The following is a 15,910-nucleotide window of genomic DNA, read 5'->3' on the forward strand; positions in this document are numbered from 1 at the left end:
TCATACCTGATGCCAGAAGACTGCACTATTCCAATAAACCGCAGCACTGGCAGAGGTCATCAAGAAACAGGGAGCCATGATGACAGGCGCAGAGTTAGTAGTAGAAGCCTTGAAACAACAGGGGGTGAGCACAGTCTTCGGATATCCGGGCGGTGCCATCATGCCAATTTACGATGCCTTGTACGATGGCGGCGTCAAGCACGTGCTGTGCCGCCACGAACAGGGGGCTGCCATCGCCGCTATCGGCTATGCCAGAGCCAGCAAAGGGATAGGGGTTTGCCTGGCCACCTCAGGGCCGGGTGCCACCAATCTGATCACCGGACTGGCCGACGCCATGCTGGATTCCATCCCGTTAGTGGCTATCACAGGTCAGGTCGCCAGCCCTATGATAGGCACTGACGCGTTTCAGGAAGTCGATGTCCTGGGGATGTCACTGTCGTGCACCAAGCACAGTTTTCTGGTAACAGACCCGGCAGAACTGCCCGCCGTACTGAGCGAGGCCTTTGAAGTGGCACTGAGCGGCCGCCCTGGCCCTGTGCTGGTGGATATCGCCAAAGACGTACAAGTCGCCGCCATCGAACACCCGCTTGCCCCACTGCATGAATTACCTGCGTTACCCGAAACCGACCCTGCACAGTTTGCTCTGGCTCAGCAGCTTATTGCCGACAGCCAGCGTCCTATTCTTTATGTCGGTGGCGGTGTACAGCTGGCAGATGCCGTCGCCAGTGTGCGCGCGTTTCTCGACATCACGCACATGCCGGCAGTGTCGACCCTGAAAGGGCTGGGCTGTGTTGAGAAAAACTACCCGTACCACCTGGGCATGCTGGGGATGCACGGCACCAAAGCCGCCAACCTGGCGGTACAGGAAGCCGATTTGCTGATTGCGGTCGGTGCCCGTTTCGACGACAGGGTGACCGGCAAACTGGATACCTTCGCGCCTCATGCCAAAGTGGTCCATCTGGATATCGATACCGCCGAGCTGGGCAAGCTGCGTCAGGCCCATGCCGCTTTGCGCTGCGATATCAATGAGGTGCTGCCGCAACTGGCCCGTCCGATGGCGCTGGCGCCCTGGCAACAACACGTTACCCGCCTGATGGCAGACAACGGCTGGCGTTATGACCATCCGGGCGAGCGTATTTTCGCGCCGCTGCTGCTGAAACAACTGTCAGACAAAATGGATGACAACACTGTCATCAGCACAGATGTCGGCCAGCACCAGATGTGGGTGGCCCAGCATATGAACCACAGACAACCGCAGAATCTGCTGACCTCGGCCGGGCTGGGCACTATGGGCTTCGGCCTGCCGGCCGCTATCGGTGCCAAGCTGTCCCGTCCGGACGATCAGTCTGTCCTGGTCTCGGGCGACGGCTCTTTCATGATGAATGTGCAGGAGCTGGGCACCATTCGCCGTCTCGGCCTGCCGGTAAAGATTGTGCTATTGGATAACCAGCGTCTTGGCATGGTGCGCCAGTGGCAGGAGCTGTTCTTTGATGGCCGCTACAGCGAAACCAACCTGTCCGATAACCCGGATTTCGTCACCCTGGCCAGTGCCTTCGGCATCCCGGGCCAGACCATTACGCGCAAAGATCAGGTCGGTCCTGCGCTGGATACCCTGCTGGCCAGCGAGACAGCCTACCTGCTGCACGTTGCCATTTCTGAAGCTGATAACGTCTGGCCGCTGGTTCCACCCGGTGGTGCCAACCACGACATGATGGAGGAACCTGTATGACCCAGCACACCCTGACTATCCAAGCCACCAGCCGTCCGGAATTACTGGAACGTGTTCTAAGAATCACACGCCACCGCGGATTCATGGTAAAACAGTTTTCAATGGCGCATAGTGAAGATTGTCAGTCCGTCGACATTGAAGTCACGGTAGACAGCGAGCGTCCCATCAGTGCCCTCTATCACCAGCTGGACAAACTGTGGGATGTCAACGGCGTCACCATTTTAGAGCAACAACAAAAACAACAAATCAGCGCATAACGAAAGGATTACACAATGGCAAACACAGCAGATTACATTTGGTTTAATGGCGACATGGTGCCTTGGGCAGACGCGAAAGTACACGTACTGACTCACGCGATGCACTACGGTACTTCCGTGTTCGAAGGCATTCGCTGCTACGAAACGCCAAACGGACCTGTGGTCTTCCGTCACCGTGAGCACATGGCCCGACTGAAAGATTCTGCCAAGATCTACCGCTTCCCGATCCCATACACTGTTGATGAGCTGATGGAAGCCTGCCGCGAAACCCTGCGCGCCAACAAACTCAATTCTGCCTATATCCGTCCGCTGGGCTATGTGCCTAACGTGGGTCTGGGTGTCTGTCCGCCGAACGGCACGGAAATGGATCTGATCATCGCCGCGTTCTCCTGGGGCTCTTACCTGGGCGAAGAAGCACTGGCCAACGGGGTCGACGCCATGGTGTCGAGCTGGAACCGCGCCGCGCCGAATACCATTCCGACTGCTGCCAAAGCGGGCGGTAACTACTTGTCTTCGCTGTTAGTCGGTGGTGAAGCCCGTCGTCACGGTTATGCCGAAGGCATTGCGCTGGATGTGCGCGGCTACCTCTCTGAAGGGGCCGGTGAAAACATCTTTGTGATCCGCAACGGGGTGATTTCTACCCCACCGGCCACCAGCGCCATTCTGCCGGGCATTACCCGCGATGCCATAGTGACGCTGGCCAAAGACATGGGTTATGAGATCCGCGAAGAAAACATCGCCCGCGAGGCGCTGTATCTGGCCGATGAAGTCTTCATGACAGGTACCGCGGCGGAAATCGTCCCGGTACGCAGCGTTGATCAGATCACAGTCGGCGAAGGCAAACGCGGCCCGATCACCGAAAAGATTCAAGCGGCTTTCTTTGGCCTGTTCAACGGCCAGACTGAAGACAAGTGGGGCTGGCTGGATCCTGTATATCCGGCAAAATAAGCCACACTTATAAGCAAGAGAAGTAATGTCCCCGCTGGTGCTTTACGGCACCGGCGGCCAAAAAAGGAATTTCACGTTATGCCTAAGTACCGTTCAGCCACCACCACCCACGGCCGTAATATGGCGGGTGCCCGCGCCCTGTGGCGTGCCACCGGCGTCAAAGATGAAGATTTTGGCAAACCTATCATCGCTGTCGTTAACTCCTTCACCCAGTTCGTACCAGGTCATGTTCACCTGAAAGATCTGGGTCAGCTGGTTGCCGCTGAAATTGAAAAAGCCGGTGGGATTGCCAAAGAATTCAACACCATTGCCGTTGATGACGGAATTGCCATGGGTCACGGCGGCATGCTGTATTCCCTGCCGTCGCGCGAGCTGATTGCCGACTCGGTCGAATACATGGTCAATGCCCACTGTGCCGACGCCATGGTCTGTATCTCCAACTGCGATAAGATCACCCCGGGCATGCTGATGGCGTCCATGCGCCTCAATATTCCGGTGATCTTCGTCTCAGGCGGCCCGATGGAAGCCGGTAAGACCAAACTCTCTGATCAGATCCTGAAACTGGATCTGGTCGATGCCATGATCCAGGGCGCCGATCCGAAAGTCTCTGACGAGCAAAGCGAGCAGATCGAGCGTTCAGCCTGCCCGACCTGCGGATCCTGCTCAGGCATGTTCACCGCCAACTCGATGAACTGCCTGACCGAAGCCCTTGGCCTGAGTCAGCCGGGTAACGGTTCATGTCTGGCCACCCATGCCGATCGTAAAGAGCTGTTCATCACCGCCGGTCAGCGCATTGTCGGTCTGACCAAGCGTTATTATGAGCAGGACGACGACAGCGTGTTGCCGCGCAACATTGCCAGCAAGAAAGCCTTCGAAAATGCCATGGCGCTGGATATTGCCATGGGCGGCTCCACCAATACCGTGCTCCACCTGCTGGCGGCGGCGCAGGAAGGCGAGATCGACTTCACCATGGAAGACATCGATCGCATGTCGCGCCGGGTGCCTCACCTGTGTAAAGTGGCGCCGTCGACGCAGAAATACCACATGGAAGATGTCCACCGTGCCGGGGGCGTGTACGGCATTCTCGGTGAGCTGGACCGTGCCGGCCTGCTGCATTCAGACGTTCCCAACGTGCTGGGCATGACGCTGTCAGAAGCCCTGGCCCGCTACGACATCAAACAAACCGATTCAGAAGAGGTCGCTTCCTTCTTCCGCGCCGGTCCGGCCGGTATCCGTACCACTCAGGCCTTCTCACAGGACTGCCGCTGGGACACTTTGGATGACGATCGCGAGAACGGCTGTATCCGCAACAAAGCCCACGCTTTCAGTCAGGATGGCGGATTGGCCGTGCTGTCGGGCAACATGGCGGTCGACGGCTGTATCGTGAAAACCGCAGGCGTCGATGAAAGCTGCCTGACCTTCAAAGGCCCGGCCGTGGTGTTCGAGAGCCAGGAAACCGCGGTTGAAGGCATACTCGGCGGCAAGGTCAAAGCCGGTGATGTGGTGGTGATTCGTTATGAAGGCCCTAAAGGCGGCCCGGGCATGCAGGAAATGCTGTATCCGACCACTTACCTCAAATCAATGGGGCTGGGTAAAGAGTGCGCCCTGATCACTGACGGCCGTTTCTCCGGCGGTACCAGCGGCCTGTCTATCGGCCACGTGTCACCGGAAGCAGCCAATGGCGGCACCATAGGCCTGATTGAAAACGGCGATCTGATCACTATCGACATCCCTAACCGCGGTATTGAGCTGAATGTGGACGATGCCACCCTGGCACAGCGCCGTGCCGCCGCCGATCAACGCGGCTGGAAACCGGTCGACCGTCAGCGCAGCGTCTCTTTTGCCCTGCGTGCCTACGCCAACCTGGCGACCAGTGCCGATAAAGGCGCGGTCCGCGATAAATCCAAACTGGAAGGGTAAGTATGATGAGTGAGGTGACACAGGCCAGAGCTGCTGAGTTTCTCAGCGGCGCTGACTATTTAAGGGAAACACTGCGCGCCCCCGTATACGAGGTGGCGCAGGTCACCCCGCTTCAGGACATGGAAAGGTTATCCCAGCGTTTGGGTAACCGTATCCAGATCAAGCGCGAAGACCGCCAGCCAGTGCACTCATTCAAACTTCGTGGTGCCTACAACATGATGTCTCAGCTGACCGCAGCACAACGCCAGGCAGGTGTGATTGCCGCGTCAGCGGGCAATCATGCACAGGGTCTGGCATTGTCAGCCCGCCAGCTGGACGTCAAAGCTGTGATTGTCATGCCGCGCACCACCCCGGATATCAAAGTAGAAGCGGTCAAAAGCTTCGGTGGCGAAGTGGTGCTGCATGGCAGCAACTTTGATGAAGCCAAAACGTACGCGATTGAACTGGCTGAGAAGCACCAATTCACCTTTATTCCTCCGTTCGACCACCCGGCGGTGATTGCCGGGCAGGGCACAATCGGCATTGAGCTGGTCCAGCAAAACGGCCATCTCAACTATGTGTTCGTGCCTGTCGGCGGCGGCGGTCTGGCCGCCGGGGTGTCGGTACTGCTCAAACAACTGATGCCGGAAATCAAGGTAATAGGTGTTGAAGCCGAGGATTCCGCCTGCCTGCGTGCCGCACTGGATGCCGGTGAGCCGGTTACTCTGGATCAGGTTGGCCAGTTTGCCGACGGGGTGGCGGTGAAGCGGATCGGCGACGAGACCTTCCGGCTGTGCCAGCAGTATCTCGATGATGTGATTACGGTCAGCAGTGACGAAATCTGCGCCGCCGTAAAAGACATTTTTGAAGATACCCGCGCGATCGCCGAGCCGTCAGGGGCACTGTCGCTGGCCGGTCTGAAGAAATACAGCGAGCAGCATCAGCTGCAAGGTCAGCAGCTGGCTTCGATTTTGTCGGGTGCCAACCTGAACTTTCACGGCTTGCGCTATGTGTCTGAACGTTGCGAACTGGGTGAAAAGCGTGAGGGTCTGCTGGCCGTCACTGTGCCGGAACGGCCGGGCGCGTTTCTCGATTTCTGTCACCTGCTGGGCGGCAGGGCAGTCACTGAGTTCAACTATCGCTACAACGACGACACACTGGCCAATGTCTTTGTCGGTGTCCGTTTGCTGCAGGGGCAGGAAGAGCTGGAAAGCATCATTACCGATCTGCGAAAAGGCGGCTATCCTGTGGTGGATCTGTCTGATGATGAAATGGCCAAGGTGCATGTGCGCTACATGATTGGCGGCCGCCCGTCCAAGCCGCTGCAGGAGCGCCTGTACAGCTTTGAGTTTCCGGAATATCCGGGGGCATTGCTGAAATTCCTGACCACATTAGGTACCCACTGGAACATCAGCCTGTTCAACTACCGTAACCACGGTGCCGACTACGGTCGTGTGCTATGCGGAATTGAACTCGAAGATCATGACCTGCTGTCCTTCACCAGCCATCTGCGTGAACTGGGTTACCAATGGAAAGACGAGACCGGCAATCCGGCCTACCAGTTCTTCCTCGCCCAGTAAGCAAATAGATCAGTAAACCGGCCAAAAAACACAGCCCCGAATAAACGGGGCTGTTTTCTTTCACCTTTATCCTTTTCACTACCCTTATCGCTCCCGTCAGGATTTATCTTTCTGGGTCAGCGCCCGGGTGTATTCCGCCATGAAACCGGCCAGATTGATACTCTGCTGCAAAATCACATTCCGGGCCGAATGGGGCAGACGACTGAAATACTGGAGCAAGCGGTCAATTTCTTCTTTATATTCGCTTTCCAGAATTTCCAATCCTTCATCCCCGTACACGAACCAGGTCAGCGGCCGCTCAGTGATTTCTGAAATCGCCGACAGCAAACGCACTTTAGGCTCGGTTTTTCCTGTCTCCAGGTCCAGATAAGTTTGCCGGGCGACCCCCAGTTGCTGAGCCATATGTACCTGAGTCAGGCCTTTCCACTCTCGCGCTTCCTTGATCCGCGAGGCGATCTTCGCTTTAGGATCTGTCATCAATACCTCCACCACTGCAATATGTTCCGACCAAACAGGCCAGCATAAAATCAGCCAACTCAGGTGTTATTATTTTTATAAAAATATCAATATGTTATAGAAGGCGACATTTCGGGATTGCAAAGCGCAACGCAAAACAGGAAGAATTCAACCAAAGCATCTGATTTCGCAAACAAAAAACGTCACTTCTGTACTAAATCATAGACGCTGGGAGTAGGGGCGAAGGGTAAAACGAACAAAGGCGCCACAATTGACGCCTTTATCTCAGGGCTAAGACAGCCGTGTCTTATTCTACTGTCACCGATTTGGCAAGGTTGCGCGGCTGGTCAACATCCGTGCCTTTGATCAGCGCCACATAGTACGACAGTAACTGCAGCGGCAAGGTGTAGAGGATAGGGGCAATGAACTCGTCGCAATGCGGTACGTTCAGCACTGTCATAGTGTCGTCACTAGCGAAGTGGGCATTCACATCGGCAAACACATACATCAGGCCGCCACGGGCACGCACTTCTTCGACATTCGACTTCAGTTTTTCCAGCAGCTCGTTGTTCGGCGCCACCACTATCACAGGCATGTCGGCATCAATCAGGGCCAGCGGGCCGTGTTTCAGCTCACCCGCAGCATAGGCTTCAGCATGGATATAAGAGATCTCTTTCAGCTTGAGCGCACCTTCCATGGCAATCGGAGACTGCTCGCCGCGGCCCAGGAACAGGGCGTGGTGCTTGTCGGCGAAATCTTCTGCCAGGGCTTCAATGTCGTCCGCCATCGCCAGCGTCTGCTCAATTTTGGCCGGCAGACTTTGCAGTGCCGCCACCAGCTTGGCTTCCAGCGCATCATCGATGGTTTTACCGCGGCCAATCGCCGCCACCAGCATCAGCAAGCCGGCCAGCTGCACGGTAAAGGCTTTGGTGGACGCCACACCGATTTCCGCCCCGGCTTTCATCATGTAGGCCAGGTCGGATTCACGCACCAGCGACGAGCCAGGCACGTTGCAGATGGTCAGGCTGGCCATGTAACCCATTTCCTTGGCCAGACGCAGCGCGGCCAGGGTATCGGCAGTTTCACCAGACTGAGACAGGGTGACCAGCAGACTGTTCTCATACACATGTGATTTGCGGTAACGGAACTCAGAGGCAATCTCGACATTACAGGATACACCCGCCCATTGCTCCAGCCAGTAACGCGCCACCAGACCGGCGTGATAACTGGTTCCGCACGCAATGATCTGAACATGTTTCACTTTCTGCAGCAGGGCTTCGGCGTTATCGCCAAAGGCTGATGCCAGCACTTTACCATTCGCCAGCCGGCCTTCCATGGTACGTTGCAGCGCTACCGGCTGTTCATAGATTTCTTTCAGCATGTAATGACGGTACTGACCTTTGTCACCGGCATCGTGCGACACTTCCGATTCTTTGATCTCGCGCTCAACCGGCTCACCCTGTTTATCGAAGATGTTCACTTCAAAACGGGTCACTTCCGCAACATCCCCTTCTTCCAGGAACGCAAAACGGCGGGTCACCGGCAGCAGGGCCAGCTGATCTGAGGCAACAAAATGCTCATCAACGCCATAGCCGATCACCAGCGGGCTGCCGGAGCGGGCCACCACAATCCGGTTCGGATCACGGCTGTCCATCACCACAGTGCCGTAGGCACCTTCCAGCTGAGACACTGTCTTCTGCACCGCTTGCAGCAGGCTGTCGGCGCTGCGCAGTTCCCAGTCCACCAAGTGAGCAATCACTTCGGTATCTGTCTGAGAAACGAAGGTATAGCCGCGTTCGGTGAGCACAGTACGAAGCGATTCGTGATTCTCGATAATGCCGTTATGAACAATCGCGATGTGCTCGCCGGACACATGGGGGTGAGCATTGGTTTCGGAAGGTTCACCGTGGGTCGCCCAGCGCGTATGGGCAATACCAGTGCCGCCGGACAGCGGGTTGGTGGCTACGGCGTCAGCCAGCTCCTGCACCTTACCCAGACGGCGAACTCGCTGCAGGGCATTGTCGCTGTCCACCACAGCCACACCGGCAGAGTCGTAACCCCGGTATTCCAGCCGGCGCAAACCTTCAATCAGAATACCAGCCACATCGCGTTGGGCTACCGCCCCGACGATTCCACACATAGAAAATACTCCTGAAAAAATTAAGATTTATACTTTGACGGCGGCGCAGATCACCTGCACCCCTTGCTGTTCGATTTCTGCCCTGGCAACCGGATCCAGACCTTGATCGGTGATCAGGGTGCTGATGCTGTTCCACGGCAGTTCAAGATTCGGGATTTTGCGTCCGATTTTGCTGGATTCGACCATCACCACCACTTCCCGTGAGACTTCTGCCATCACCCGGCTCAGGCCGATCAGTTCGTTGAAAGTAGTGGTACCGCGAGTGATATCAATGCCGTCGGCACCAATAAACAGCTGGTCAAAATCATAGGAACGCAGCACAGACTCGGCGACCTGGCCCTGAAACGCTTCGGAATGCGGATCCCAGGTGCCCCCCGTCATCAGCAGGGTCGGCTCGTTTTCCAGCTCATTGAGGGCATTAGCGACATTGAGTGAGTTAGTCATCACTATCAGGCCCTGCTTGTCACCCAGCAGGCCAATCAGAGCGGCCGTGGTACTGCCGCTGTCTATGATAATGCGGTTATGATCGCGGATACGGGCCGCGGCAGCCTGAGCGATCGCTTGCTTTCGAATCGAAACTTCCGGTTCATGACCCGCCGCCACAATCTCTGAGGGCATGGCAATCGCCCCGCCATAGCGGCGCAACAGCAGACCGGCTTTTTCCAGCGCAGCAAGATCTTTACGGATAGTCACTTCGGAGGTGGCAAATTGCTGGGCCAGCGCATCGACACTGACCTCGCCCTGTTCATTGACCAGAGCGACAATGGCATGGCGTCTCTGCTGGGTGTTTCGTTTCGACATGTAAGTTTTACTTATTATTTAAGTTTCGAACTGAAACCAAATATAGCAAACCAAAAGAAGTAAGATCAAGAAAATACCAAGATGGCAGCCAATAAGCTGTGCGGCAAGCTGAGTTTACGGCAAAAAAAAGCAGCGCCTGAGCGCTGCCTGTCTGTTAGCCGTTCCGGGTTATTTTTGCTTTTCCGGTCGCTTCCAGCCTTTTATTGTCCGGGCCGGGGCACGAGTGATTACTAACTCACCGTCACCCACATCGCGGTTAATGGTGGCGCCGGCTCCGATAGTGGCACCCTTACCAATTTTCACCGGGGCGATCAGCTGCGTGTCTGAACCGACAAAAACATCGTCTTCGATTTCAGTCCGGAACTTATTCGCACCGTCATAATTGCAGGTAATGGTTCCGGCGCCGATATTGACCCGATCACCGATTTGCGCATCGCCCAGGTATGTCAGGTGGCTGGCCTTAGAGCCTTTACCGAGACGGGACTGCTTCATTTCGACAAAGTTACCGACATGGGAATCACCCACCAGCTCAGCGCCCGGGCGCAGGCGGGTAAACGGCCCCACAGTACAGTCTTCACCGACCGTCGCCCCTTCAATAATGCTGTAAGGGCGCACCAGAGTATTATCATCGATTTCGCAGTCAATCAGCACCGAACCCGCACCGATCACCACATTGTCACCCAGGGTGACATGGCCTTCAATGATGACATTGACATCAATTTCGACATCCTGGCCGCATTGCAGGGTACCGCGCAAGTCAAAACGAGCCGGATCACGCAGCATTACGCCCTGTACCAGCAAACGCTCAGCCTGAAGGCTCTGGTAAGCACGTTCCAGACGCGCCAGTTGCAGGCGGTTGTTAACGCCTTCCACTTCGACCGCTAAGGCCGGGTGGACCGCCTGGATATGACGGCCTTCAGCATGGGCCATGGCAATCACGTCAGTCAGATAATATTCACCCTGCGCATTGTCGTTTTTCAGCTGGCTCAGCCAGCGCTTGAGATCACCGCCATTGGCGACCATTACACCTGTGTTGATCTCACAAATTTGCTGTTGTGCCTGCGTGGCGTCTTTTTGCTCTACGATGGCGACGACAGCATCATCTTCGCGCACGATGCGGCCATAACCGGTTGGATCATCCAGCACTACAGTCAGCAGACCAATGCCGCCTTCTGGCTGTGCATCCAGTAATTTTTCCAGCGTCTCACCACTGATCAGTGGCACATCGCCATAGAGAATCAGTACCTGCTCATCATCACCAAAATCACCCGATGCCTGATTCACAGCATGACCGGTACCAAGCTGCTCAGCCTGAAGTACCCAGTTCACGGATTCTTCCGCCAGACGCGCCTGCATCAGATCGCCGCCATGGCCATACACCAGATGAATATTCGCGGCACCCAAATCGCTACAGGTATCGATTACGTGTTTTACCATCGGCTTACCTGCCAGAGTATGCAAAACTTTAGGCAGAGCAGAATACATGCGGGTACCTTTACCCGCGGCCAGGATCACAGCGCTGAAGCTCATGAATCAGTGTCCCTTCTTATCAATGTGGTGGATATCTGGATGCATTGTATCGGCTCGCTGCATCCGATATAAGTCTTTGTCGATCATTATTGACACAGCATACACTGACAAACCACGGCTTTGTGAACTCATCCAAGACATTTCACTGCCAACCGGGAGCCGGGCAACTGCCTGCAGGCAAAAAAAAAAAGCGACCCTAAGGCCGCTTTTTTGCACAGATACCTGATTAACGCTTACGCCTTGTCAGCTCGATCACTCGAAGCTGGGCGATTGCTTTAGCCAGGTCACTGGCCGCTTGGGCGAAGTCGATGTCGCCATGCTGACTGTGGATACGCTCCTCAGCCTGACGTTTCGCTTCTTCAGCCTTGGCTGCGTCCAGATCAACACCACGGATTGCAGTATCAGCCAGTACAGTGACTGCACCTGGCTGCACTTCCAGCATACCGCCGGAGAGGTAAATGACTTCCTCACCACCGTGTTGTTTAACGATCCGAACCATTCCTGGCGTGATAGCGGTCAGCAGCGGGGTGTGGCCTGCGTGAATACCCAGTTCACCTTCGCTACCGGTCACCTGGATATTTTCAGCACGACCAGAGAAAAGACTCTTTTCTGCGCTTACTACGTCCAGATGGAAAGTTATCGCTGCCATATCGCCTCCTGTTCAGCTTACAGCTTCTTCGCGTTTTCCAGTGCGTCTTCGATCGCGCCGCAGTACATGAATGCCTGCTCTGGAATATCATCGTATTCGCCAGCCAGCAGGCCTTTGAAGCTGCGCAGAGTATCTTTCAGAGGAACATAGATACCAGGGTCGCCAGTGAAGACCTGTGCTACGTGGTAAGGCTGAGTAAGGAAACGCTCAATCTTACGTGCGCGGGCAACAGTTTGCTTGTCGTCTTCAGACAGCTCGTCCATACCCAGAATGGCGATGATGTCTTTCAGTTCTTTATAACGCTGCAGGGTGCTTTGTACACCACGTGCAATGTCATAGTGCTCCTGACCAACAACCAGAGGATCCAGCATACGTGATGTAGAATCCAGTGGGTCGATCGCTGGGTACAGACCCAGAGAAGCGATCTGACGAGACAGTACAACCGTCGCATCCAAGTGGGCGAACGTGGTCGCTGGTGATGGGTCAGTCAAGTCATCCGCAGGAACGTAAACGGCCTGAACAGAAGTGATAGAACCCGTCTTAGTCGACGTGATACGCTCCTGAAGTACACCCATCTCCTCTGCCAGCGTAGGCTGATAACCTACTGCAGATGGCATACGACCCAGCAGTGCTGATACTTCAGTACCGGCCAGGGTATAACGATAGATGTTATCGATGAACAGCAGTACGTCACGGCCTTCATCACGGAACTTTTCAGCCATAGTCAGGCCAGTCAGAGCAACGCGCAGACGGTTACCCGGTGGCTCGTTCATCTGACCGTAAACCATTGCTACTTTTGATTCAGCTGGATTTTCCAGGTTTACAACCCCGGCTTCCTGCATCTCGTAGTAGAAGTCATTACCTTCACGGGTACGCTCACCTACACCGGCAAATACCGACAGACCTGAGTGTTTCAGGGCGATGTTGTTGATAAGTTCCATCATGTTAACGGTCTTACCTACACCAGCACCACCGAACAGGCCGATTTTACCACCCTTAGCGAATGGGCAAACCAGGTCGATAACTTTTACGCCGGTTTCCAGCAGTTCAACCGCGTTAGACTGCTCTTCATAGCTTGGTGCTGCACGGTGAATAGCGTAACGCTCTTGTTCACCGATCTCACCACATTCGTCAATAGGTTGACCCAGAACGTTCATGATACGTCCCAGAGTCGCTGTACCTACCGGTACTTCAATTGGTCGGCCTGTATTTTCAACAGTCAGACCACGACGCATACCATCAGAACTACCCATGGCGATACCACGAACTACGCCGCCACCCAGCTGCTGCTGAACTTCCAGTACAAGCGTACCTTTTTCTTTGGCATCAACGTGTAGGGCATCATATACCTGTGGTACAGAGTCCTGTGGAAACTCTACGTCGACTACCGCACCGATGATCTGTACGATCTTACCTGTAGCCATCGTTAATCCTCTAAACTTATTAATTCTTTGCCTTAAACAGCGGAAGCACCGGAGACGATTTCCGACAGCTCTTGTGTAATCGCAGCCTGACGGGCTTTGTTGTACACAAGTTGCAGTTCGTCAATCAGATCACCTGCGTTATCCGTTGCCGCTTTCATCGCAACCATTCGGGCCGCTTGCTCACAGGCAAGGTTTTCGACCACACCCTGATAGACCTGAGATTCGACATAGCGAACCAGCAAGGTATCCAGCAGAGGTTTAGGCTCAGGCTCATAAATGTAGTCCCAAGCATGGTTACGTTTCATTTCTTCGTCTTCTGACTTAGGCAAAGGCAGCAATTGATCGATCACTGGCTCTTGAACCATGGTGTTGACAAACTTGTTGTACACCAGATACAAACGGTCCAGTTGGCCCTCATCATATTTCTTCAGCATCACACCTACGGTACCGATCAGCTCATCAACAGAAGGCTTATCGCCTAAACCTGTTACCTGAGCCGCAACACGGCCACCGTAGCTGTTAAAGAAAGCAGTGGCTTTAGCACCAATCAGCGCCAGTTCAACCTCTGCTCCCTGATCTGACCATGACTTCATCCCTGCGATAGCTTGTTTGAACAGATTCACGTTCAAACCGCCACACAGACCACGGTCAGTTGAAACAATGATGTAACCTACGCGCTTGGCCTCACGCTCCTCTAAATAAGGATGCTTATATTCGAGGCTACCAAGGGCGATATGACCGATCACTTTGCGCATTGTTTGTGCGTATGGACGTGATGATTCCATAGCGTCTTGCGATTTACGCATTTTAGACGCAGCAACCATCTCCATCGCTTTAGTGATCTTCTGAGTGTTTTTAACACTACCGATCTTGTTACGTATCTCTTTTGCGCCGGCCATCGTTACTCTCCTTGAGCTGGTGATCGCATGCGATCACCAACCAATTACCAAGTCTGGGTCGCTTTGAAATCTTCAACCAGTTTCACGAACTGGGCTTCAATTTCATTGTTCCACGCACCCGTTTCATCAATTTGAGCTACCAGCTCAGCAAATTGACTCTTGGCGTAAGACAGTAACGCAGCTTCGAAATCTGCCAGCTTAGTCAGCTCAACATCTTTCAGGTAACCTTTCTCAGCAGAGAAAATCACCAGCGCCTGCTCGAAAACAGACATTGGCGAGTACTGCTTCTGCTTCATCAGTTCAGTTACTTTCTGACCGTGGTCCAGCTGACGCTTAGTCGCGTCGTCCAGATCAGAGGAGAACTGGGCAAAGGCCGCCAGTTCACGATACTGAGCCAGTGCAGTACGGATACCACCAGACAGTTTCTTGATGATCTTGGTCTGAGCAGCACCACCTACACGCGATACAGAGATACCTGGGTCAACCGCTGGACGAATACCAGAGTTGAACAGTTCTGTTTGCAGGAAGATCTGACCATCGGTGATCGAAATAACGTTAGTCGGTACGAACGCAGATACGTCACCCGCCTGAGTTTCGATGATTGGCAGAGCAGTCAAAGAACCAGTCTTACCTTTCACTTCACCGTTAGTGAACTTTTCTACGTACTCTTCGCTAACACGAGCAGCACGCTCCAGCAGACGGGAGTGGAGGTAGAAAACATCACCAGGGAAGGCTTCACGGCCTGGTGGACGGCGCAGCAGCAGAGAGATCTGACGGTAAGCAACAGCCTGCTTAGACAGGTCATCGTATACGATCAGTGCATCTTCACCGCGGTCACGGAAGTATTCACCCATAGCACAACCAGAGTATGGTGCCAGGTATTGCAGTGCTGCCGCTTCAGAAGCAGACGCCACTACAACGATAGTGTTCTTCAGTGCACCGTGCTCTTCCAGTTTACGTACCACGTTGGCGATAGTGGACGCTTTCTGGCCGATAGCGACATAGATAGAGTAAATACCAGAATTTTTCTGGTTGATGATGGCATCGATCGCCAGAGCAGTTTTACCAATCTGACGGTCACCGATGATCAGCTCACGCTGGCCACGGCCGATTGGAATCATTGAGTCAACCGCCTTGTAACCAGTCTGAACAGGCTGGTCAACAGATTTACGGTCGATTACACCCGGTGCGATCACTTCTACCGGAGAGAAAGTATCGGTCTCAATCGGACCTTTACCATCAATCGGCTCACCCAGAGTGTTGACAACACGACCCAGCAGGGCAGGGCCGACAGGCACTTCCAGGATACGACCGGTTGCGGTCACTTTCATGCCTTCCTGAAGGCTGGCATATGGACCCATTACAACAGCACCTACCGAGTCACGCTCAAGGTTCAGTGCCAGTGCGTACAGGCCGCCTGGTAGTTCAATCATTTCACCTTGCATGACATCTGCAAGGCCGTGGATACGAATGATACCGTCGCTTACAGAAACGATGGTGCCTTCGTTACGCGCTTCACTGGCAACATTGAAATTTTCAATCCGTTGCTTGATCAGTGCGCTAATTTCCGTGGAATTAAGTTGCATGCTCCAATTCCC

13 protein-coding genes are annotated in these 15,910 nt (G+C 54.5%); 5 read left to right on the top strand and 8 right to left on the bottom strand.

Annotated features, from left to right (window positions below):
- The first annotated feature begins 79 nt into the window (after positions 1 to 79).
- The 5 genes from ilvG (at position 80) to ilvA (ending at position 6,413) form a co-directional block, all read left to right on the top strand.
- Positions 80 to 1,729, top strand: a complete 1,650-nt coding sequence (gene ilvG, locus Q4491_RS16290; RefSeq protein WP_303459052.1) for an acetolactate synthase 2 catalytic subunit — start codon at positions 80 to 82, stop codon at positions 1,727 to 1,729.
- Positions 1,726 to 1,986 carry an acetolactate synthase 2 small subunit gene (ilvM, locus tag Q4491_RS16295; protein WP_027251721.1) on the top strand — a complete coding sequence of 87 codons (261 nt, stop codon included), beginning with the start codon at positions 1,726 to 1,728 and terminating at the stop codon, positions 1,984 to 1,986. Before ilvG ends, ilvM begins: the two co-directional genes overlap by 4 nt.
- Positions 1,987 to 2,001: 15 nt before the next feature.
- Positions 2,002 to 2,934: a branched-chain amino acid transaminase gene (locus tag Q4491_RS16300; protein WP_120513865.1), complete on the top strand. Its 933-nt coding sequence runs from the start codon at positions 2,002 to 2,004 to the stop codon at positions 2,932 to 2,934.
- A gap of 78 nt (positions 2,935 to 3,012) precedes the next feature.
- Positions 3,013 to 4,854, top strand: a complete 1,842-nt coding sequence (gene ilvD, locus Q4491_RS16305; RefSeq protein ID WP_218386720.1) for a dihydroxy-acid dehydratase — start codon at positions 3,013 to 3,015, stop codon at positions 4,852 to 4,854.
- Between the two features lie 5 nt (positions 4,855 to 4,859).
- Positions 4,860 to 6,413 (top strand): threonine ammonia-lyase, biosynthetic, encoded by a 1,554-nt coding sequence (gene ilvA / locus Q4491_RS16310; protein ID WP_218386752.1) that lies wholly within the window; start codon positions 4,860 to 4,862, stop codon positions 6,411 to 6,413.
- 96 nt (positions 6,414 to 6,509) lie between these two features.
- Here the strand turns inward: ilvA and Q4491_RS16315 are convergent, their stop codons facing one another.
- The 8 genes from Q4491_RS16315 to atpA form a co-directional block, all read right to left on the bottom strand.
- On the bottom strand, positions 6,510 to 6,890 hold the full coding sequence (locus Q4491_RS16315; protein WP_027251725.1) for a helix-turn-helix transcriptional regulator: 381 nt from the start codon (positions 6,888 to 6,890) through the stop codon (positions 6,510 to 6,512).
- 286 nt (positions 6,891 to 7,176) lie between these two features.
- Entirely contained in the window at positions 7,177 to 9,009 is a 1,833-nt protein-coding gene (glmS, locus tag Q4491_RS16320; protein WP_192017634.1) for a glutamine--fructose-6-phosphate transaminase (isomerizing), read from the bottom strand.
- A gap of 27 nt (positions 9,010 to 9,036) precedes the next feature.
- Complete coding sequence (locus tag Q4491_RS16325; RefSeq protein WP_192017635.1) at positions 9,037 to 9,810, bottom strand: DeoR/GlpR family DNA-binding transcription regulator; 774 nt, start codon at positions 9,808 to 9,810, stop codon at positions 9,037 to 9,039.
- Positions 9,811 to 9,978: 168 nt separating this feature from the next.
- A complete protein-coding gene (glmU, locus tag Q4491_RS16330) occupies positions 9,979 to 11,340 on the bottom strand; it encodes a bifunctional UDP-N-acetylglucosamine diphosphorylase/glucosamine-1-phosphate N-acetyltransferase GlmU (RefSeq protein ID WP_218386724.1) in 1,362 nt (453 codons plus the stop codon).
- 226 nt (positions 11,341 to 11,566) lie between these two features.
- Positions 11,567 to 11,989: a F0F1 ATP synthase subunit epsilon gene (locus Q4491_RS16335; RefSeq protein WP_192017637.1), complete on the bottom strand. Its 423-nt coding sequence runs from the start codon at positions 11,987 to 11,989 to the stop codon at positions 11,567 to 11,569.
- A gap of 17 nt (positions 11,990 to 12,006) precedes the next feature.
- Positions 12,007 to 13,413 carry a F0F1 ATP synthase subunit beta gene (gene atpD / locus Q4491_RS16340; protein WP_218386726.1) on the bottom strand — a complete coding sequence of 469 codons (1,407 nt, stop codon included), beginning with the start codon at positions 13,411 to 13,413 and terminating at the stop codon, positions 12,007 to 12,009.
- Between the two features lie 32 nt (positions 13,414 to 13,445).
- Complete coding sequence (atpG, locus tag Q4491_RS16345; protein ID WP_192017639.1) at positions 13,446 to 14,312, bottom strand: F0F1 ATP synthase subunit gamma; 867 nt, start codon at positions 14,310 to 14,312, stop codon at positions 13,446 to 13,448.
- A gap of 44 nt (positions 14,313 to 14,356) precedes the next feature.
- The gene (gene atpA, locus Q4491_RS16350; RefSeq protein ID WP_027251732.1) at positions 14,357 to 15,898 is read right to left on the bottom strand and encodes a F0F1 ATP synthase subunit alpha; all 1,542 of its coding nucleotides are present in this window, start codon (positions 15,896 to 15,898) and stop codon (positions 14,357 to 14,359) included.
- Between the last annotated feature and the right edge of the window lie 12 nt (positions 15,899 to 15,910).

This window comes from Photobacterium sp. 2_MG-2023 (genome assembly GCF_030547675.1).
Lineage (GTDB): Bacteria > Pseudomonadota > Gammaproteobacteria > Enterobacterales > Vibrionaceae > Photobacterium > Photobacterium arenosum.

Coding starts and splice junctions, on each gene's coding strand:
- ilvG (WP_303459052.1), top strand. CDS start 80: ATGACAGGCGCAGAGTTAGTAGTAGAAGCCTTGAAACAACAGGGGGTG.
- ilvM (WP_027251721.1), top strand. CDS start 1,726: ATGACCCAGCACACCCTGACTATCCAAGCCACCAGCCGTCCGGAATTA.
- Q4491_RS16300 (WP_120513865.1), top strand. CDS start 2,002: ATGGCAAACACAGCAGATTACATTTGGTTTAATGGCGACATGGTGCCT.
- ilvD (WP_218386720.1), top strand. CDS start 3,013: ATGCCTAAGTACCGTTCAGCCACCACCACCCACGGCCGTAATATGGCG.
- ilvA (WP_218386752.1), top strand. CDS start 4,860: ATGAGTGAGGTGACACAGGCCAGAGCTGCTGAGTTTCTCAGCGGCGCT.
- Q4491_RS16315 (WP_027251725.1), bottom strand. CDS start 6,890: ATGACAGATCCTAAAGCGAAGATCGCCTCGCGGATCAAGGAAGCGCGA.
- glmS (WP_192017634.1), bottom strand. CDS start 9,009: ATGTGTGGAATCGTCGGGGCGGTAGCCCAACGCGATGTGGCTGGTATT.
- Q4491_RS16325 (WP_192017635.1), bottom strand. CDS start 9,810: ATGTCGAAACGAAACACCCAGCAGAGACGCCATGCCATTGTCGCTCTG.
- glmU (WP_218386724.1), bottom strand. CDS start 11,340: ATGAGCTTCAGCGCTGTGATCCTGGCCGCGGGTAAAGGTACCCGCATG.
- Q4491_RS16335 (WP_192017637.1), bottom strand. CDS start 11,989: ATGGCAGCGATAACTTTCCATCTGGACGTAGTAAGCGCAGAAAAGAGT.
- atpD (WP_218386726.1), bottom strand. CDS start 13,413: ATGGCTACAGGTAAGATCGTACAGATCATCGGTGCGGTAGTCGACGTA.
- atpG (WP_192017639.1), bottom strand. CDS start 14,312: ATGGCCGGCGCAAAAGAGATACGTAACAAGATCGGTAGTGTTAAAAAC.
- atpA (WP_027251732.1), bottom strand. CDS start 15,898: ATGCAACTTAATTCCACGGAAATTAGCGCACTGATCAAGCAACGGATT.